Annotated in this window: 17 protein-coding genes; 16 read left to right on the top strand and 1 reads right to left on the bottom strand. The window is 34.5% G+C overall.

Annotated features, from left to right (window positions below):
- Position 1: 1 nt before the first annotated feature.
- The 4 genes from galE to ES045_RS09565 all read left to right on the top strand — a co-directional run bounded on the left by galE (position 2) and on the right by ES045_RS09565 (position 5,245).
- Complete coding sequence (gene galE, locus ES045_RS09580) at positions 2 to 1,009, top strand: UDP-glucose 4-epimerase GalE (protein ID WP_147115861.1); 1,008 nt, start codon at positions 2 to 4, stop codon at positions 1,007 to 1,009.
- A gap of 295 nt (positions 1,010 to 1,304) precedes the next feature.
- Positions 1,305 to 1,499: a hypothetical protein gene (locus tag ES045_RS09575; RefSeq protein ID WP_147115859.1), complete on the top strand. Its 195-nt coding sequence runs from the start codon at positions 1,305 to 1,307 to the stop codon at positions 1,497 to 1,499.
- 114 nt (positions 1,500 to 1,613) lie between these two features.
- Entirely contained in the window at positions 1,614 to 4,451 is a 2,838-nt protein-coding gene (locus ES045_RS09570) for a M16 family metallopeptidase (protein WP_147115857.1), read from the top strand.
- Between the two features lie 404 nt (positions 4,452 to 4,855).
- On the top strand, positions 4,856 to 5,245 hold the full coding sequence (locus tag ES045_RS09565) for a hypothetical protein (protein WP_147115855.1): 390 nt from the start codon (positions 4,856 to 4,858) through the stop codon (positions 5,243 to 5,245).
- 274 nt (positions 5,246 to 5,519) lie between these two features.
- Here the strand turns inward: ES045_RS09565 and fabD are convergent, their stop codons facing one another.
- Complete coding sequence (gene fabD / locus ES045_RS09560) at positions 5,520 to 6,407, bottom strand: ACP S-malonyltransferase (protein WP_147115853.1); 888 nt, start codon at positions 6,405 to 6,407, stop codon at positions 5,520 to 5,522.
- Positions 6,408 to 6,693: 286 nt separating this feature from the next.
- Here fabD and ES045_RS09555 point away from each other — a divergent pair, with 286 nt between their 5' ends.
- The 12 genes from ES045_RS09555 (at position 6,694) to ES045_RS09500 (ending at position 20,249) form a co-directional block, all read left to right on the top strand.
- Complete coding sequence (locus tag ES045_RS09555) at positions 6,694 to 7,404, top strand: DUF547 domain-containing protein (protein WP_147115851.1); 711 nt, start codon at positions 6,694 to 6,696, stop codon at positions 7,402 to 7,404.
- A 38-nt stretch (positions 7,405 to 7,442) separates the two neighbouring features.
- A complete protein-coding gene (locus tag ES045_RS09550; protein WP_147115850.1) occupies positions 7,443 to 7,778 on the top strand; it encodes an arsenosugar biosynthesis-associated peroxidase-like protein in 336 nt (111 codons plus the stop codon).
- Between the two features lie 575 nt (positions 7,779 to 8,353).
- Positions 8,354 to 9,409, top strand: coding sequence for an arsenosugar biosynthesis radical SAM (seleno)protein ArsS (gene arsS, locus ES045_RS09545; protein ID WP_147115848.1), 1,056 nt, complete (start codon positions 8,354 to 8,356; stop codon positions 9,407 to 9,409).
- Positions 9,410 to 9,412: 3 nt separating this feature from the next.
- On the top strand, positions 9,413 to 10,090 hold the full coding sequence (locus tag ES045_RS09540) for a DUF2064 domain-containing protein (RefSeq protein WP_147115846.1): 678 nt from the start codon (positions 9,413 to 9,415) through the stop codon (positions 10,088 to 10,090).
- Between the two features lie 185 nt (positions 10,091 to 10,275).
- On the top strand, positions 10,276 to 13,467 hold the full coding sequence (locus ES045_RS09535; RefSeq protein WP_147115844.1) for a SusC/RagA family TonB-linked outer membrane protein: 3,192 nt from the start codon (positions 10,276 to 10,278) through the stop codon (positions 13,465 to 13,467).
- Positions 13,468 to 13,477: 10 nt separating this feature from the next.
- A complete protein-coding gene (locus tag ES045_RS09530; RefSeq protein WP_147115842.1) occupies positions 13,478 to 14,917 on the top strand; it encodes a SusD/RagB family nutrient-binding outer membrane lipoprotein in 1,440 nt (479 codons plus the stop codon).
- An 81-nt stretch (positions 14,918 to 14,998) separates the two neighbouring features.
- Entirely contained in the window at positions 14,999 to 16,333 is a 1,335-nt protein-coding gene (locus ES045_RS09525; RefSeq protein ID WP_147115840.1) for a sodium:solute symporter, read from the top strand.
- The gene (locus ES045_RS09520) at positions 16,318 to 17,145 is read left to right on the top strand and encodes a metallophosphoesterase family protein (RefSeq protein WP_147115838.1); all 828 of its coding nucleotides are present in this window, start codon (positions 16,318 to 16,320) and stop codon (positions 17,143 to 17,145) included. Before ES045_RS09525 ends, ES045_RS09520 begins: the two co-directional genes overlap by 16 nt.
- 38 nt (positions 17,146 to 17,183) lie before the next feature.
- A complete protein-coding gene (gene arsM, locus ES045_RS09515; protein ID WP_147115836.1) occupies positions 17,184 to 18,152 on the top strand; it encodes an arsenosugar biosynthesis arsenite methyltransferase ArsM in 969 nt (322 codons plus the stop codon).
- 101 nt (positions 18,153 to 18,253) lie between these two features.
- Complete coding sequence (locus ES045_RS09510; RefSeq protein ID WP_147115834.1) at positions 18,254 to 18,745, top strand: rhodanese-like domain-containing protein; 492 nt, start codon at positions 18,254 to 18,256, stop codon at positions 18,743 to 18,745.
- Between the two features lie 71 nt (positions 18,746 to 18,816).
- The gene (locus ES045_RS09505) at positions 18,817 to 19,437 is read left to right on the top strand and encodes a TIGR04282 family arsenosugar biosynthesis glycosyltransferase (RefSeq protein ID WP_147115832.1); all 621 of its coding nucleotides are present in this window, start codon (positions 18,817 to 18,819) and stop codon (positions 19,435 to 19,437) included.
- The gene (locus tag ES045_RS09500) at positions 19,434 to 20,249 is read left to right on the top strand and encodes a purine-nucleoside phosphorylase (protein ID WP_147115830.1); all 816 of its coding nucleotides are present in this window, start codon (positions 19,434 to 19,436) and stop codon (positions 20,247 to 20,249) included. The genes ES045_RS09505 and ES045_RS09500 overlap by 4 nt, the downstream gene beginning before the upstream one ends.
- The last annotated feature ends 309 nt before the right edge of the window (positions 20,250 to 20,558 follow it).

The raw sequence follows: 20,558 nt of genomic DNA, 5'->3' as shown, positions 1-20,558 counted from the left end.
TATGAAAAGAATATTAGTAACAGGAGGTTTAGGTTTTATTGGTTCTCATACCGTTGTAGAATTACAAAACGAGGGTTTTGAAGTTGTTATTATTGATGATTTATCAAACACAACCATCAGTGTTTTAGATAGCATTACAGAAATTACAGGAAAAAAACCTGAATATCATAACATCGATTTGAGAGTGAAAAAAGATGTTGTTCAGTTTTTTGAGCACAATAAAGTAGACGGTGTTATTCATTTTGCAGCCTTTAAAGCGGTTGGAGAAAGTGTACAAAACCCTTTAGATTATTATGAAAATAATATTGGAAGTTTAGTGTACATTTTACAAGAAATGAGAGACAGAAAACTAGACAACTTTATTTTCTCTTCTTCTTGTACTGTATACGGACAAGCAGATGAATTGCCAATTACAGAAAACGCACCTGTTAAAAAAGCAGAATCTCCTTACGGAAACTCAAAACAAATTGGAGAAGAAATTATTCAAGAAAGCTGTAAAGCACACCAATTAAATGCAATTGCATTGCGTTATTTTAATCCTATTGGCGCGCACGAAAGTATTAAGATAGGAGAATTGCCTTTGGGAGTTCCTCAAAATTTAATTCCGTTTGTGACGCAAACAGCCGCAGGAATTAGAAAAGAATTGTCTGTTTTTGGTGATGATTATCCTACGGTAGACGGTACAGCGGTTAGAGATTACATTCATGTAGTAGATTTAGCCAAAGCACATATTGCAGCTTTGCAAAGACTACTTCATAAAAATAACAAACAAAACTTCGAGTTTTTTAATGTTGGTACAGGAACAGGTAGTTCTGTTTTAGAGGTTATAAAAGCATTTGAAAAAGCTTCTGGAAAGTCTTTAAATTATAAAATTGTTGGCAGAAGAGAAGGCGATATTACCGCAGCGTATGCAGATACCACAATTGCAAATAGAGAATTAAACTGGAAAACAGAAAAAAACCTAGACGAAGCATTGGCTTCTGCTTGGAAATGGCAGCAACAGCAATAAACATCCTTTTCTAATTTTTTAGAAAACCTCATAATAAGAAGAAATCACTCACTTTCGACTCGTTTTTAGTTAATTTTGAGTGATTTATTCTGTTTTTACGTCAATTTTGGTCATTTTTAGATTTCTTTATCATAAAAAAACAGCGGTATAGTTGTTATATCTTTAATGATACCACTACATAATTTACTATTGTGTATTTCTAAGCTCATTTTCTTCATTTTAACTCTTATAATTTCATATCAAATTTCAGACCTCTTAACTTTGGTGTATAATTAACAATGATAAATGAAAACCGATGAGACTGATAAAAATTAGCAGAAAAACCCGTTTAGAACATCGTCACACAGTTAAAATGGGCGCTTTTGACACCAAAGTAACGTACATAAAACAAACATTACTCAATCTTATTCCTTTAAAAACTCTACACAAATACAGAGAAACGTATTATGGTAAAATTAAAGATTGCGAAGATTGCGTTTTAGCTAAATAATATTAAAAAATCCCAAACTTAAGTTTGGGATTTTTTTTTGTTAATTTTAACAGCCTACACCCTATTTGCTGTTTTTCCTTTTAGTAATTTTCAAGGCTCAAAAAACCAACTCAAATGAAAAAAATAATCTTAGCTTTTCTAGCGGTTACGAGTTTTATTGCTTGCAGTAATTCATCCGAAGAAAAAACACCCGAATTAAGTATTAATTACGAAAAAATTGAATTAAAAAACGGACTAGATGTGGTCTTTCACGTAGATAAATCGGATCCTGTTGTTGCTGTAGAATTAATGGTTCATGTAGGTTCTGCAAGAGAAATTGAGGGTAGAACCGGTTTTGCACATTTATTTGAACATTTATTATTCTTAGAGTCAGAAAACCTAGGAAAAGGTGGCTTAGATAAAATGAGTGCAAAAATTGGTGGTTCTGGCGCAAATGGTTCAACCTCTAGAGACAGAACAAATTACTTACAAACCGTACCAAAAGATGCTTTAGAAAAGATGATTTGGGCAGAAGCAGACAAGTTAGGGTACTTTATAAACACTGTTACAGACCCTGTTTTAGCGAAAGAAAAGCAAGTTGTAAAAAATGAAAAAAGACAAGGTGTAGACAACAGACCTTATGGTCATAACCAATATGTAATTGGTAAAAACTTATACCCAAAAGAACACCCTTACAACTGGCAAGTTATTGGTTCTTTAGAAGATTTACAGAATGCAACTTTACAAGATGTTAAAAATTTCTATAAAAAATGGTATGTTCCTAACAATGCTACTTTAGTTTTATCTGGAGACATTAATATTGAGCAAGCAACAAAATGGGTGCACAAGTATTTCGATGAAATTCCGAAAGGAACAGCAAAAATTCCTGTATTAGAAAAAAGACCTGGTTTTGTTAAAGAAACAACGTTTTTATATTATGAAGATAATTTTGCAAGAGTACCTCAATTAACAATGGTTTGGCCAACTGTAGAATCTTACCACCCAGACTCCTACGCACTAAGTGTTTTAAGCGAATATTTAACCAATGGAAAATCTGCACCTATGAATATGGCTTTAATCGATCGGTTAAAACTAACTTCTTACACAAGTATGTATAGCGGTAATTCTGAATTGGCAGGAGAAATGCATTTATTAATTAGAGCTTTTAACGACAAAAAATTAGATGAGGTTTTAACAGGTGTTCAAGAAGGATTTTCGAAATTTGAAACGGAAGGAATCTCAGAAAAAGATTTAAATAGAATAAAAGCAGGTCAAGAAACTCAGTTTTATGGCAGTTTATCTAGTGTTTTAGGAAAAGGGTCTAACTTAGCTTCTTACAACACTTACTTAGGTAACCCAGGTTTTGCTACAGAAGATATTAAAAGAACATTGGCTGTTAAAACTGAAGATGTAATGCGAGTTTACAACACGTACATCAAAAACAAAAATTACATAGCTACTAGTTTTGTTCCTAAAAATAGCGCTGAGTTAGCACTAAAAGGCTCCATCTTAGCAAATGTTGTTGAAGAGCAAATTGTAAATGGTGCTGAAAAAAATTTTGACCCAAAGATTGCAGCTACTTACATAAAAACACCTTCTTCTTTTGACAGAACGATAGAACCTAATTATGGCGAAACTCCTTCTTTGGCCGTTCCTAAAGTATATGAAAGTAATTTAGAAAATGGTTTAAAAATCTTCGGAATTGAAAGTGATGAAGTGCCATTAGTCCGTTTTAGCTTGATAATAGATGGCGGACAATTATTAGAATCTATGGATAAATTAGGCGTTGCCAATTTAACGGCAGGTTTATTAAATAAAGGAACCAAAAATAAAACGGTAAAAGAGTTAGAAGAAGCTATTCAGGAATTAGGTGCTACTATTTCCGTTTCTTCAAATAAAGAAAGTATTGCAATTACTGGAACAACGTTAGCTAAAAACTACACTGCAACCCTAGCATTGGCAGAAGAAATGTTATTAGAACCAAGGTTTGATGAAAACGAATTTAGTTTGCTTAAAAAAGCAACAGCGGCAAATTTACGCCAGCAAGAAGCAAATCCGAATGCGGTGGCTAGAAATGCTTACAACAGTTTAATTTACGGAAAAGAGAATATGTATTCTAAAAATACTTTAGGTACATTAACCTCTTTAGAAGCAATCACTTTAGAAGACATTAAAACTTATTATACAAATTACATCTCACCTTCTGTAGCAAAAATCCTAGTTGTTGGTGCTATTTCAGAAGACAAATTAGTTGCTTCATTAACTAATTTAAACACGAAGTGGCAAGCGAAAGAAGTTACAATTCCTACATATAAAATGCCGGAAGCACCTACCAAACCCGCTGTTTATTTTTATGATATTCCGAATGCAAAACAATCTATTTTACAATTTGGCGCACCAGCTTTGGCAGCAACAGATAAAGATTTTTATGCAGCAAATGTTATGAATTATATTCTTGGTGGTGGTGGTTTTGCTTCTCGCTTAACACAAGAGTTAAGAGAGGGTAAGGGATATACTTACGGAATTGGTTCTGGATTTTCTGGTACAAAAGCAAAAGGAACCTTTACCATTTCTAGTGGCGTTCGTTCTAATGTGACTCTAGAATCTGCACAAGCGGTTCAAAAAATATTAGAAGAGTATCCAACTACATTTTCTGACAAAGATTTAGAAACCACAAAAAGTTTCTTAATTAAAAGTAATGCAAGAGCTTTTGAAACTGCCGGTGCAAAATTAAGAATGTTGTCTAATATTAGCAATTACGGTTTAAAAGCAGATTATGTAAAAGATAGAGAAGAAACGGTAAATAACATGACCAAAGAACGCATTCAAGAATTAGCCAACAAATACATTAACCCGAATAAAATGATTTGGTTGGTTGTTGGTGATGCAGAAACGCAATTAGAAAGAATGAAAGAATTAGGTTACGGAGCACCAATTTTATTGAATGAAAGACAAAAGGAAATTAAGAATTAAAACCTTTAATTAGCAACTCTCTTCAAACAGTAACAAATAAAAAAGTCTCAATTTCAAATTTGAAATTGGGATTTTTTTTGTTTTATAAATTACTCCACCAAAACATTAAACTAGTAGTAAAGTCTCGAAATAGCCGCAATCATTGTTACAAACAATAGAAGTTAAAACAACCACTAAAGAACCAATTTAGTTTGTTTCTATGTTTTTAAAAAGCTAACTTCGTTCACTTCTAATATAAAACAATGAAACGATTTTATATCATTAGAGTTGTGTGTAATTTAAGTAGAACATTGAATCCAAGCATTGAAAAACGATTAATTAATAATTCACAAACCTAAACACGAATACTATCTTAACTAACGAAATCAGAATGATAAATAAATTTAACAACCAAATATAGAATTATGAGAAAAATATTATTAATACTAATAGGTTTAATTAGTTTAGCTTCATCTGCACAAGTAGAGATTTTAGATTCTGTACAAACTGAAAATTGGATTCTAAAAGGCTACACAACACCCAATATGGTATTTGAAACTATAGTGTATCAAGACTCAATAACTGTTAAATTAATTAAAGGGAATAGTAAAGCTATGAATAAACTTATTGGGACTTCTAAATTTACAAAAGTTTTTACTGGCACTGTAGAGGTTAGCGATACTGAATTTCTATTAAAAACAAAAGATTATAGAATCACTGTGACTAGAGGTGCTAAAATAGTATATACGACTGTTGAAGAAAAAGATGATTTTACAGGAGAGGTTATAAAAAACATTTATTTTGGAAAAAGATAAAATATTACACAATATTTTTATATGGTTAGTAACTATAATAACTGTCCTATAAAAGTAAAAAACCTCATAGCACCGTGTATAATTAATTGCTAATTTTAGCCAATTTATAAAAGTCCTTTAGGACTTTCTTTGTTCGGTTTTTATTCATAAGTTTCACCGCTTAAACACCCAACAAACCATATACAACAACCTCAACAAAACCAAAAAAAAATCAATCATAAAAAAAAACGAACTCTCACAAGTTCGTTTTTTCTTTTATAACTATATAATAAAATTATTCTGCCAAAGTAGCTCCACTAGCGGCAACAGACCTATCAATTTTACGCATTAAACCTTGTAAAACTTTACCAGGTCCAACTTCGATAAATTCAGTTCCACCATCGGCAATCATTGCTTGTATCGACTGCGTCCATCTTACTGGCGCCGTTAATTGAAGCATTAAATTTTTCTTAATTTCATCTGCATTTGTAACCGCACTAGCCGTAACATTTTGATACACTGGGCAAATAGGCTCGCTAAATACCGTTTCTTCAATGGCTGCAGCCAACTCTTCTCTTGCAGGCTCCATCATTGGGGAGTGAAATGCGCCACCAACAGGCAGTAAAATGGCTCTTTTAGCTCCTTTTTCTATTAAGACTTCACACGCTTTTTCAACCGCAGTAATTTCACCAGAAATTACTAATTGCCCCGGACAGTTGTAATTCGCAGCAACTACTATTCCATCAATTTCTGCACAAGTCTCTTCTACAATATTGTCTGCCAATCCTAAAACTGCCGCCATGGTAGAAGGTGCAATTTCACATGCTTTTTGCATTGCCAAAGCTCGTTTAGAAACCAATTTTAATCCGTCTTCAAAAGATAAAACTCCGTTTGCAACCAATGCAGATAATTCCCCTAAAGAATGTCCTGCAACCATTTCTGGTTTAAAATCTTCTCCTAAAACTTTTGCTAAAATCACCGAATGTAAGAAAATTGCTGGTTGCGTAACTTTCGTTTCTTTCAACTGTTCTGCAGCTCCTTCAAACATAATGTCGGTGATAGAAAACCCTAAAATATCGTTTGCTTTTTCAAAATATTCTTGCGCCAATGCAGAACTTTCGTACAAATCCAATCCCATTCCTGTAAATTGTGCTCCTTGACCCGGAAAAATATATGCTTTCATAAATTATGTATTTGTGTCGTTGTTTATTCGTTTAATTCTCGGCAAAAATAATCATTTTTATTTGAAGCTAATCCCGCTTTTCGCACTCGCTTTTTTATAAAAATAAAAAGAGCTCAAACAATTGCTTCAATCGGGGCTAAACTTGTTTGCAAACCAATAACATCCTCAAAGGAAGAGCATATTTAGAAGCTACCTTTAAAAAGCATCAACAAATAAAGAAAATTTAGAGGCTCTTTTGTAATCAATAGTAAAAGGTTTCGTCTAAAAAAACAGAAATCGCACACCAATGAAAAAAATACTTTTATTATGTACAATGCTACTTTACTTCTCGCAAGGAAACGCACAGACTTCAATTTTTAATAATTTATTACAAAAGCACGTTACCAACCAAGGAAGGGTAGATTACAACGCTTTTAAAAGTGAGGAAGCGAAGTTAGACAGGTACCTTTCTTATGTAGAGAAAAGAACTCCAGCGGTTTCTTGGTCAGAAAACAAACAAAAAGCTTTTTGGATGAACGCTTACAACGCCTACACCATTAAAATTATCTTAGAAAATTACCCTCTAAAAAGCATTACAGCTATTAAAGAAGGCGGAAAAACTGCTTGGAAAATTCCTTTTGCAAGAGTGGGTGGCAAAACCTACACTTTAGATTATATAGAACATGAAATTTTACGTAAAACGTTGTTCGACCCCAGAATTCATGTGGGCGTAAATTGCGCTTCTGGTTCTTGTCCGAAACTAGAAAACAAGGCTTTTACTGAAGAAAATGTAGACGCTACTTTAGAAAAATTAATGAAAACGTTTGTTAACGATGCAACAAGAAATAAAATTTCCACTAAGAACGTTCAAATCTCTTCAATTTTCGATTGGTTTAAAGATGATTTCACTAAAAAGGGTACCGTTGTCGATTATTTAAATACCTATTCAGAAATAAAAATAAGTCCGAAAGCTAAAATTAGGTATTTAAGATATGACTGGTCTTTAAACGATAAATAAATTATTATCTTTCACTTTTAATTTCATAAAAGATACAAATGTCTAAAACATATTACGATGCTGCCGATTTAAGAAAATTCGGAAAAATTACAGAATGGAGCGAAGATCTTGGAAACAAGTTTTTTGACTATTATGGTAAAGTTTTTGAAGAAGGTGCTTTAACGGCGCGCGAAAAATCTTTAATCGCATTGGCAGTTGCACACACAGAACAATGTCCGTATTGCATAGACGCCTACACCAAAGACAGTTTGCAACGCGGTGTTACCAAAGAACAAATGATGGAAGCAATTCATGTGGGTGCTGCCATTAAAAGTGGTGCAACGTTGGTACACGGAGTTCAAATGATGAATAAAGTGGATAAATTAGAAATGTAAGCAGACTCTAATTTTGCCTTTTGGGGCAAAATTTTAGAGGTCGCTTATCCTGAGGAACGAAGGATCTCTAGATAAGAATTCACAGACTGCTTATCCTGAGGAACGAAGGATCTCTAGATAAGAATTCACAGACTGCTTATCCTGAGGAACGAAGGACCTCTAGATAAGAATTCACAGACTGCTTATCCTGAGGAACGAAGGATCTCTAGATAAGAATTCACAGACTGCTTATCCTGAGGAACGAAGGACCTCTAAATAAGAATTCACAGACTGCTTATCCTCAGGAACGAAGGATCTCTTGCTAATAATTTACCGATAGGATCATTAGAAGAACCAAAAACCTCTTGAGAATTAAGTCTTTATTAAAGAAATACTTCAACAGGCTCTGTGAGACATTCAGCTGTTTAACTTAGATTTAGTATAAAACCAAACCACAATTTTCTACGTAGATAAGTAAAGCAAATAGAAAGTTAGGTTTACATTAAAAAATGAATTGTATTTAAAAGCGCAAATAGTTTTAAGGGAATTCCTAAGAAACGGTTTACTGCAACTGAATACAGAGAACTATAAAAAAAATGGTTACAAAATCACTAAAAGCAAGAAATAACGACATTGCAAAAACGTCTCGTCAAATGGAAATTCTTTCAGGCGGAATTTTCGCAAACGGAGAATTGCCAACATTTGCTGAAAAAATAAAAGAAACAGGTCATTTTCCTCTGCGTCCTAAAAAATTAGAAATTCTGCAAATAAACTTGGGGTATATGTGTAACCAAGTTTGCGGACATTGCCATGTAGACGCGGGGCCAGATCGTAAAGAAATCATGACCAAAGAAACCATGCAACAGTGTTTAGACGTTATTAAAAAAACGGAAGCACACACATTAGATTTAACAGGTGGCGCGCCAGAAATGAATCCGAATTTTAGATGGTTTGTAGAAGAAGCATCCAAAGCAGGAATTAAAGATTTTATTGTCCGTTCTAATTTAACAATTATTAGAGCCAACAAGAAGTATTACGATTTGCCTGAATTTTTCAAAAAACACGGAGTACATGTTGTTTCTTCTATGCCCCATTGGACACGTGGAAAAACGGACAAGCAGCGTGGAGATGGTGTTTTCGATAAATCTATTAAAGCATTACAAGAATTAAATGCGATTGGTTATGGTTTAGAGGGGTCAGATTTAAAATTAGATTTGGTCTATAATCCTTCTGGAGCATTTTTACCTGGAGATCAAATGGCGTTACAAAACGATTTTAAAAAAGCGTTAAAAACTGAATTTGACATCGATTTTCACCAACTTTTTGCCATTACAAACTTACCAATTAGTCGTTTTTTAGATTACTTAATTGCATCAGATAATTATGAAGATTACATGCATTCGTTATTAGATGCCTACAACCCTACTGCTGTAGAAAACGTAATGTGTACAAACACCATTTCAATTAGTTGGGATGGTTGGTTGTACGATTGTGATTTCAATCAAATGTTAAATCTAAAGGTAGCTAGTAAAGTGAAGCACATTTCAGCTTATAATGAAGAGTTGTTACAAGACAGAAACATTATTATAAATCAGCATTGTTACGGTTGTACTGCTGGTGCAGGAAGTAGTTGTCAAGGAGTTGTTGTGTAATCTATGAATAAAAAAACTGCCATATTAATTTTTGCGAATTCTGCGGAAAAAGAAGTAGAAAGAAAGTCTTTTCTTTCTACGGAAGTTTTTTCTGCATTGAATACCCAAACCTTAAAAACGGTAGAAAAATCTGGAATTGAATATTTTCATATTTCAGAAAAACAACAAGTAGGAAACTCTTTCGGAGAACGTTTTTCGAATGCTATTGATACTATTTTCAAAAAAGGTTTTGATAAGGTAATTACCATAGGTAATGATACACCGCATTTAAAAACACATCATTTAGTAGCCACTTTACAGCAACTAGAAACAAAAGATGTCGTTTTAGGCCCTTCTAAAGATGGTGGTTTTTATTTAATGGGAATTAAAAAGGCCCAATTTCATAAAGAAAATTTCATAAAACTACCTTGGCAAACCAATCGTTTACATAAAAAAATTGCCAACATAGCAACTGCTCAAAATTTAGAGGTTCAGTTTTTAGAATTGCTAAGTGATCTTGATTCTAAGGAAGATATTCAATTTATCTTAAATAGTTTTAAAGCAATTCCGCTATCAATCTTAAAACTTTTACAAAAATTAGACTTCACTTTTAGAAGTACTTTTTTTGAAGAAGGTTTCTCAATATTAAAAACTTCATTTTCTAAGAACTTAAACAAAGGTTCTCCAATTATTTTTGCGTAACTAATTTTTAGAATTATCTCTCAGCACACTTAGCCTCTTGAGCATTACTGAAATCAAATACTTATTTGCTAGAAAGTACAAACGCTGTTTATAGAAAGGTGCTGTTCTTAAATGAGAAATTCTCAACTGCGCTCGAACAGACTTCTGTTTAGGTTAAAAAATATTTTTACACAAATGATGACTACATGAAAGACATTTCTATGTGGATTTTGTTGCTATTTACAAGCATCAGTTTTTCACAAATAACAATTACCGGTACTATCACCGATAAAGACACAGGTAAAATACTTTCTTCGGTGAATATTTCATCTACAAAATACGGAACAACTTCTAATTTAGACGGATTTTACACAATTGCCGTTTTAGATGAAAATCAGTTTTTAACATTTACGTATTTAGGCTATCAAACTCAGAAAATAAAGGTTGAAAATCAAACACAAATCAATATTGAACTTACCGAACAACAAACCAGTTTAAATGAAGTTGTAGTTACTGCTTTGGGTGTGAATAGAAAGACCAAGGAGCTAGGGTATGTAGTTCAAGAACTAAAAGCAACAGAACTTACGGAGGTAAAAACACCCAACTTTTTAGATAATTTAGCGGGTAAATTAGCGGGGGTAACTATTTCTCAAGGCGCAACAGGAGTGGGTTCGTCCTCAAAAATAACCATTCGTGGTGAAGCTTCTTTCTCTAATAACAATCCGCTTTTTGTGGTTGATGGAACGCCAATTAACAACAACACCGTTTTTAACTTTACAAATGAAGCTGCTGCTGGTTTTCAAGAAATAGATTTTGGAAATGGCGCCATGGAAGTAAACCCGGATGATATTGAATCTGTAACGGTTTTAAAAGGCCCAAGTGCAGCCGCTTTATACGGTACAAGAGCTTCTAACGGAGTTATTGTAATTAAAACAAAAGACGGACGTAAAACAAAAGGCCTAGGTGTTAGTCTCAATTCTTCTATTACTTTTGATAGTGCTTTTCGATTGCCAGAATTTCAAAATACATACGGACAAGGAAACGCAAGTAATTTTGAATACGTAGATGGTTTAGGTGGCGGAACAAATGATTTAATTACCTATTCTTGGGGACCAAAATTAGATGCAGGAAACTTCATTGCTCAATTTGATTCTCCGGTAACATTGCCCGACGGAACAGCAATACGTGGTGGAGATACTTCTTTGTATAATAATGTATCTATTACGCCAACATTATTTAAATCGAACCCTAATAATCTAAAAGATTTTTATCAAACAGGGGTTACAACCATTCATAATATTGCTATTACAAATAGTTTTAACAGCGGTTCTTACCGTTTATCTTTAACCGATTTAGAAAGCGAGTCTATCATTCCTGGGGTAAATTTAGACAGAAAAACGGCGGCTTTAAAAATGAATTTTAATCCGACTGAAAAAACAAAAATTACAACTTCTTTGAACTACGTAAATTCTAGCAGTGATAATAGACCTGCAAACGGTTATGGAAGTGAAAACGCAAATTATTCTTTGGTTGCTTGGGGTCCAAGATCTCTAAACATTAATAATTTAAGAGCCTATTGGCAACCTGGTTTAGAGGGCGTGCAACAATATAATTTTAATTATACCTATTTTGACAATCCTTTTTTTATACTAAAAGAGAACACCAATTCTTTTAATAGAGATCGTCTTTTTGGCAACGTTGCCATCAATCATAAATTTACAGACAACTTAAGTGTTTCCTTGCGTTCTGGAATGGATTATTCCTCAGAAAAAAGGAAGTTTAAGCGTCATTTTAGCTCGAATCGTTTTAAAAACGGCGCGTATGCAGCACATGATGTTTTTTACAGAGAAATAAATACAGATTTCTTAATGAATTATAAAAATAATTTTGGTGTATTTTCTTTTGATGCTTCTTTTGGAGGGAATCGATTAGACCAAACGGCATCCACAAAACAGCTACAAACCACCAATTTGGCGCAACCAGGTATTTTTAGTTTAAACAATGCAGCTTCACCAATTGAAGCTTTTCAGTTTGATGCTAAAAAGAGAATTAATTCTTTATACGGAATTGCAAAACTGGGGTATAAAAACTATCTATATGTAGATATTACGGGAAGAAATGATTGGTCTAGCGCATTGGCAACTCCTTTTTCTGTAGACGGAACCTCTTTCTTTTATCCGTCTATTTCAACGAGTTTTATTGTATCAAACTTAACAGCATTGCCAGAAAATATTTCATTTGCAAAATTAAGAGCAAGTGTTGCACAGGTTGGTAATGACACAAATCCGTATCAAACATCGGGTGCATTTGTATCGCAGACAACCTTTAACGGGCAACCAACTTTTAGCAATCAAGATTTTATTCCGAATGCAAATTTAAAACCAGAGCTCACTACTTCGTATGAATTTGGAGCAGACATTCGCTTCTTTAAAGACCGATTAAATATCGATTTTACGTATTACAATGCAACAACTAAAGACCAAATTATTTCATTACCCATTGCAATTTCTTCAGGGTATAACCAACAAGTTATCAATGGCGGAAAAGTAAATACAACAGGTGTTGAAATTATTTTAGGAGGAACACCTATTAAAACCGCAGCTTTTAAATGGAATACCATTTTTAATTTTGCAACTAATAAATCAGTCATTAAAGATTTACCACAAGAAGAAGGGCGCTTAACTTTGGCGTATAGCAGAATTTACAACAGTGCAAACCAGACCGTTTGGTTTCAAGTGGAAGAAGGCGGACACGTGGGAGATTTATACGGAACAGGATATCAGAAAAATGAAGACGGACAATTTCTGTTAGATGATGATGGCCGTTTTATAGCCAATAACAATTTGATTAAAATAGGGAATTACAATCCTGATTTTACGTTAGGATGGAACAACAGTTTCACTTACAAAGATTTTACAGCTAGCTTTTTATTCGATTGGAGACAAGGAGGAGAAATTGTTTCTAGAACCAGAGCATTAGGAAATGTTGGTGGTCAATTAGCAGAAACTGCAAACAGACCAACTGCAGGAATTGTTGCACAAGGACTAAATGTAAATACCGGTCAATCGAACACCGTTGCTGTTTCTGCAGAAAGTTACTACAGACAATTTTATGACAGAAACCACGAAGAAAATAATGTGTACGACGCTTCTTATTTAAAATTACGTCAGTTTTCTATGGGCTATACTTTAAATATTACTGAAGGTTTTTTAGGATTGAAAGACACCTCTACTATGAATTTCTCATTTATTGGAAACAATTTATTTGTAATTACTGAAAATCCGCATTTCGATCCCGAGCAATTGGCGGTGCAAGGAAACGGTTTTGTAAGCGGCGTGGAAGATATGAGTTACGCTTCTAGCAGAAGTTTAGGTTTTAAAGTAGGGTTTAATTTTTAAGAAATTTACAATGAAAAAATACAGCTATACAATTGCAATTTTAGCGTTCACATTTGCGAGTTGCACCAATGATTTTGAGAATCTAAATACAAATCCGAATGCACCCGTTGCAGTACAACCCAGTTTGTTATTAAGACAAGTTGTGTATGACTTTGGAGAGCACATGAGCTACGAAGGTTTTGTCGCTGGCGATTTGTTAGCGCAACACAGAACTGCTTTAGATTTTAATTTATTTGACAGACACGATTTAAAGAGTCCGCAATTAGGAGGGAATCCTTGGTCAATATTTTACACCAATTTACGTGATAATGAAATCATTCTAAAACAAGCCAAAGAAACTCCTGCTTTCGCAGTGTATGAAGGGCCTGCTTTAATTTTAAAAGCATATATGGCTGCAGGCTTGACTGATTTGTTTGGCGATGTTCCTTATTTTGAAGCTTTCAACGGAATAGACGGAACGGTTACGCCAAAATATGATTTACAGTCAGCCATTTATCAAAATGAAAACGGAATTTTAGATAATTTAGACAAAGGAATTGCTGCCATACATGCCTATACGGGTTCAATTCCGTTAGAAGGAGACATTTTATATAGTGGAGATGTAACTGCTTGGATACGATTTGCAAACTCATTAAAAATTAAATATTTGGTTCGTATTTCTGGTAAAGTGAATGTTGCTGCGCAATTGCAAACGTTATTTACAGAAGGGAACTACATCAAAAATAATAGTGAAAATGCCGTTTTCGATTTTACTAATTCAGCACCAAACAGCTTTCGTTTGGCACAATTAAGAGTGGGAGATTTTAATAATTTTGTCCTCTCTGAAACCATGGAAGAAATTCTAACGGACTTAAATGATGATAGAATGGGTACATTTTTCAGGCCTTTTGCAAATGCTACTTCTAATGAATTTAATGGTTTAATAAACGGAATTGATGCTTCATCAACTTCGATTGCATTGTCTGAATATTCTTTAGCAGGAACTATTTTTAGAGAAGACACCGCTACTTTAGATGCCAACTTTATAACAGCTTGGGAAACCAGTTTCTTACTAGCAGAAGCCGCCCAAAAAGGATTTATTACAGCAAATGCAGCAACTTTATATGCTACTGCGGTTGCGCAAGCTTTTGACTATTGGAACACCAATTTACCTGCGACTTATTTAGCCGGAAAAGCAAATTACAACGCCGTAGGAAAATCGCCTTTAGAACAAATTAGTACTCAGAAATGGATTGCTGCTCTAATGAATGGCTATGAAGGATGGATTGAATACAGAAGAACAGGTTTTCCGACATTAAAAAAGGTTTCAGCAAGTTTAAATAATGGTTTAATTCCTGTGAGAATGCCATATCCTGCCGAAGCTGCGTCTTTAAATTCAGAAAATTATAAAGTAGCAGCAACGGCTACAAACAATAACAGTCTAGACGTAAAAGTTTGGTGGAATGAATAATCTTACACAGTTATAAAAGAAGTAGAAATAACAAAGACCTCACAGGTTTTAAAAAAGCTGTGAGGTCTTTTAAAAAAATATATGGAAGTAATAAATTGGCAATGGATTTTAATAATTTGTTCAAGTGTAACCTTGTACTTTTTATCTCCGCTTGCAAAAACCACCGCTCAGTTTTTTAAAGCGGTACATAAGAAAAAAGCACCCAATACGTTGGTGTTAACGGGTAGTTTAATTATTTCTTGGATTTTTGCAAAAAGCATTACCAACGCAGCAAACTTAGGCCTGTCTTTTGGGTTGGTTGGTGGCGTGGCGTATGCTGGGTATTATTTATCTTTTGCCGTTGCGGGAGTTATTATTTATCAATTAAGATCCAAAGGAAACTTTAAAAGTATTCACGAATTTTTAATTTCTAAATTCGGTAAAAATGCCATGGCAATCTTTTCTGTTCTTATTGCTTTTCGCCTTTTTAATGAAGTTTGGAGCAACACCATGGTCATTGGAAATTACTTTGGTGCTCAAGGAACTAGCGGCTATTATTGGGCTATTATTATTTTTACTTTACTCACATTATCTTACGCTTTAAAAGGCGGATTGAGCAGTTCTATTTTTACAGATGTGATACAAATGGTGTTGTTTGCTGTTTTATTAATCATCATTTTAGCAACTATTTTCTCTACAGATGATTTTTCTACACAACAAATAGTTACGTCAGGAACTTGGAGTTTTGAACTCGGTTTGAACCTCTTTTTTGCAGCGATTATTCAATCATTTAGTTACCCTTTTCACGATCCTGTTTTAACAGACAGGGGTTTTATTTCTTCTCCTAAAGTAACTAGAAAAAGCTTTCTATGGGCAAGTGTTTTAGGCGCAATCTGTATCGTATTGTTCAGTGTCATTGGGGTGTATGCGCAAACAAAAGGAATGTCTGGTCAAGCAGCCGTAGAAGTTGGTAAAGCCTTTGGGGTTGTTCTTTTATTAGTCATCAACTTTATCATGATTACCTCAGCAGCTTCAACGTTAGACTCTACTTTTTCTTCTTTTTCGAAGTTAATCGCCATCGATTTAAACATCAAAAAAACGGTTTCTTTTGGTAGAATTACCATGCTTATCGTTGCCGTTTTAGGAACAATACCTGTCTTTTTAAATGCGGAAATTTTATCTGCCACCACCATTTCTGGAACGATGGTTATTGGCCTCACTCCTATTTTTATTTTTTGGAATGTAAAAGTGCCAAAAATTAGTTTTTATTTAAGTGTTTTCTGCGGATTGCTCTTCGGTTTCTTTCTTATTTTTGATGTTTTTCCGGAAGCCTTCATTTTTACAAAAGGAAAATACGCCTCATTACTGTGGGTAAATGTTTGGGGAATTTTAAGTTGTATCATTTTATATTTTATACCAAAATGGATCAAAAAATAGCCGAATTAGGCAAAATATCAGGCAAAACTTTACTTTTTGGTGGCGTTTACAGCAATTTACAAGCCTTAGAAGCTTTAAAACAAATTGCAGAAAAAGAAAATATTGCACCAGAAAACTGTTTCTGTACGGGCGATATTGTTGGCTATTGTGCACAACCAGAAGAAACGGTACAATTGTTTAAATTGTGGGGCGCAAAAAGTATTGTTGGGAATGTAGAAATTCAGTTAAGAGAAAATGCAGCAGATTGTGGTTGCGATTTTAGAGCAGGTTCTCGTTGTGACGGGTTTTCTCAATTGTGGTATCCGTATGCACAAAGTAAATTGTCTAAAAACTCTTTAGATTTTCTAAAAACACTGCCCAATAACATCCATTTTGAATATGCAAAACAGCAAGTAACTGTGGTTCATGGTTCTTATTTTAATGTATCAGAATTTATTTTTAAATCTACGGATTGGGCGCTTAAAAAACCAAATTTTAAAGCGACAAATAGTGCTGTAATTATTGCAGGTCATTGTGGTTTGCCATTTCATCATCAAGAAAAAGAGCAGCTATGGCTAAACCCTGGTGTTATAGGAATGCCTGCAAATGATGGGAAGCCAGATGTTTGGTATGCAATCCTAGAGGATTCAAAAGAAAGCTTTAACTTTACACATCACACATTAAATTACAATTACAAGTTAACAAGTAAATTAATGCAAAACGGTTTGTTACCAGAAGCATATTCGAGGACTATTGTTACCGGAATTTGGGACAACACAGAGATTTTACCATCCGTAGAAACTGGTTTACAAGGCTTCAGAATTCAACCGTAACCTCAAAAAAATAGAATTAAAACCTTAAATAATAATTTATGAGTTATTTAGAAACAACACACAATGTATACAAAGAAGCAGCTTTAACACCAGATGTTGGTCTTTGCTGCACCACAAATCCTATTTGGGAATTGCCGGGATTAAAGATTCCTAGAATCATGCAAGAAATGAACTACGGCTGTGGTTCTACGGTACATGCAAGAGATTTAACCAACAACCCTAAAATGTTGTATGTTGGTGTTGGTGGCGGAATGGAATTGTTACAATTTGCTTACTTTAACAGAAATAAAGGCGGCGTAATTGGTTTAGATGTGGTCGATGAAATGTTAGAAGCGTCTCGTAAAAACTTTAAAATTGCGGAAGAACAAAATGACTGGTTTAAGGCAGATTTTGTCGATTTACGCAAAGGGGATGCGATGGATTTGCCTGTAGAAGATAATTCGATTGACGTTGCTGCCCAAAATTGTTTGTTTAATATTTTTAAGTCAGATGATTTAAAAAAAGCCATTGCAGAAATGTACCGCGTTTTAAAACCTCACGGAAAATTAGTCATGAGCGACCCTACTTGTGAGCAACCAATGAATGATGAATTGCGAAATGACGACCGTTTGCGTGCGCTTTGTTTGAGTGGAAGCTTGTCTATAGCAGATTATGTAAAAGCATTGACAGATGCTGGTTTTGGTACGATTGAAATTAGAGCTAGAAAACCATACCGTATTTTAGATCCAAAGAATTACCCTACAGACGAATTAATTTACATAGAATCAATCGAAGTTGCTGCTATAAAAGACCCAATGCCAGCAGACGGCCCTTGTATTTTTACAGGCAGAGCTGCTATTTATTATGGTGATGAAGACTATTTTGATGATGGATTGGGACATACTTTAGTAAAAAATCAACCTTTGGCTATTTGCGACAAAACTACTGCTGCTTTGCAAGCATTAGGAAGAGATGATATTTTCTTTTCAGAATCTACGTTTCATTATGACGGTGGAGGTTGTTGTTAACCGTTTTCAAAAAGTCTTTGCGAGTTTAGGAAGCAAGCACTCTTTTAGAAACAGCTTGCTTCCTGCCTCGCAATGACAGAAGTGCACAAATAAAATAAACAATGAAGAAACTATGCCTCTTTTTTTTACTGATAACAGCCACCACATCTGGGCAAAATAAACTAGACAAATTATTAGACAGATGGAACACAAGAAATGTACCGTACATCTCTGTAGAAACGCTGGCTTTACCTACAACCAACGCTATTTTATTAGACGCAAGAGCAGCAAAAGAATTTAAAGTGAGTCATTTAAAAGATGCTATGCGTGTTGGCTATGCCCATTTTAACACCAAAGAAACTGTAGCCAAATTACCAAAAGATAAAGACACAAAAATTGTAGTGTATTGCTCGATAGGCATTCGTTCGGAAACCGTTGCTCACAAATTAATAAAAGAGGGCTATACAAATGTGTACAATTTATACGGAGGTATTTTCGAATGGAAAAATGCCAATTTTAAAGTAGTAGATACTTTAGGAACCGAAACAGAAAAAGTACATACTTTTAATAAAAATTGGAGCAAGTGGCTTACAAAAGGAGAGAAAGTATATTAGTACCCATTGGCTAGTTATATCTTTTCAATATTAAAATTTTAAATGATTACACATAGAAATTTGTTTCAGTAATGATAAAAAAAACAAAAAGTAAAAATCTATTATTAGTCTTCACAAGAAACCCCGAATTAGGGAAAGTAAAAACACGTTTGGCTAAAACTGTGGGAGATGTTACTGCGCTAGAAATCTATAAATTGCTACTAGAAAGAACAAGAGACATTGCGCTGAAGGTTGCTTCTGACAAAGCCGTTTATTATTCCGTAAAAATTAGAGAGGCAGATCTTTGGGATGCCACTATTTTTCAAAAACACCAACAAGTTGGCCAAGATTTAGGCATTAGAATGTTACATGCTTTTAAAAACGGATTCGAAGCAGGCTATGAAAAGGTGCTAATTATTGGGAGCGATTTGTATGATTTATCCTCAGAAACGGTAGACAATGCTTTTGCCGCTTTAGATACTAATGATGTTGTTTTAGGGCCTGCAGAAGATGGTGGTTATTATCTTTTAGGCATGAATTCTTTGCATACTGCCGTTTTTTACAACAAAGAATGGGGTACAGAAACGGTTAGGGCAGCAACATTAGCCGATTTACAAGATAAAAAAGTACTTTTGTTACCAGAGCTGAATGATGTAGATGTTTTTGAAGACATTGAACACCATCCCGCATTTCAACAATTTATATACAGATGAAAAAACAACAATTACAAGAAACCATCGATTTTTTAAAATCAAACGGAATTACAAATCCTGAAGTAGGAATTGTATTAGGAACAGGACTAGGAAAACTAGTGGATGAAATTTCAATAGAAAAAGAGATTCCGTATGCAGAAATTCCTAATTTTCCTGTGGCTACAGTAGAGTTTCATTCTGGCAAGTTGGTCTACGGAGAATTATCAGGTAAAAAAGTAGTGGTGATGGCGGGTCGTTTTCATTTATACGAAGGCTACAATGCATGGGAAGTTACGTACGGAATAAGAACCATGCATGGTTTGGGCATTAAAAACCTACTCGTTTCTAACGCTGCTGGCGCAATTAATCTTTCTTATAAAAAAGGAGATTTAATGCTGATTGAAGACCATATTAATTTACAAGGAAGCTCTCCTTTGGCTTTTAAGGGTGCAAATAATTTCGGAAATATTTTTGCCGATATGCTAGCACCGTATTCCGAAGAAATAAACATCAAACTGAAAGTAATTGCGCAAGAACACAAAATTCAATTACACCAGGGCGTATATGCAAGTGTTTTAGGTCCGCAATTAGAAACGAGAGCAGAATATAGAATGCTGCAAATACTAGAAACCGATGCTGTTGGTATGAGTACTGTGCCAGAAGTTATTGTGGCCAAACAACTAAACTTGCCTTGTGCAGCTATTTCTGTATTAACAGATGAATGCGATCCTAAAAATTTACAACCGGTAGCTATAGCAGAAATTATTGCCATTGCTGGCAAAGCAGAACCAAAAATGATTACACTTTTTAAAGAAGTTGTTAAAGTGTTGTAATACTTGTTGCGAGACCAAGCGTCATTGCGAAGAAGTACAACGCGGCAATCTAGGAGTTGTAACAAACAGGTTGCTTCCTGCCTCGCAATGACGAATTCGAGTGTCATTGTGAGGAGGTACGACGTGGCAATCTAGGAGTTGTAACAAACAAGGTTGCTTCCTGCCTCGCAATGACGGATTCGAGTGTCATTGCGAAGAAGTACGACGTGGCAATCTAGGAGTTGCATCAAACAGGTTGCTTTCTGCCTCGCAATGACGAATTCGAGTGTCATTGTGAGGAGGTACGACGCGGCAATCTAGGAGTTGTAA

This window comes from Polaribacter sp. IC073 (assembly GCF_007997075.1).
Taxonomy (GTDB): Bacteria; Bacteroidota; Bacteroidia; order Flavobacteriales; family Flavobacteriaceae; genus Polaribacter.
Note: the sequence above shows the minus strand (reverse complement) of the source record. Positions and strands in the feature narration are given on the sequence as shown.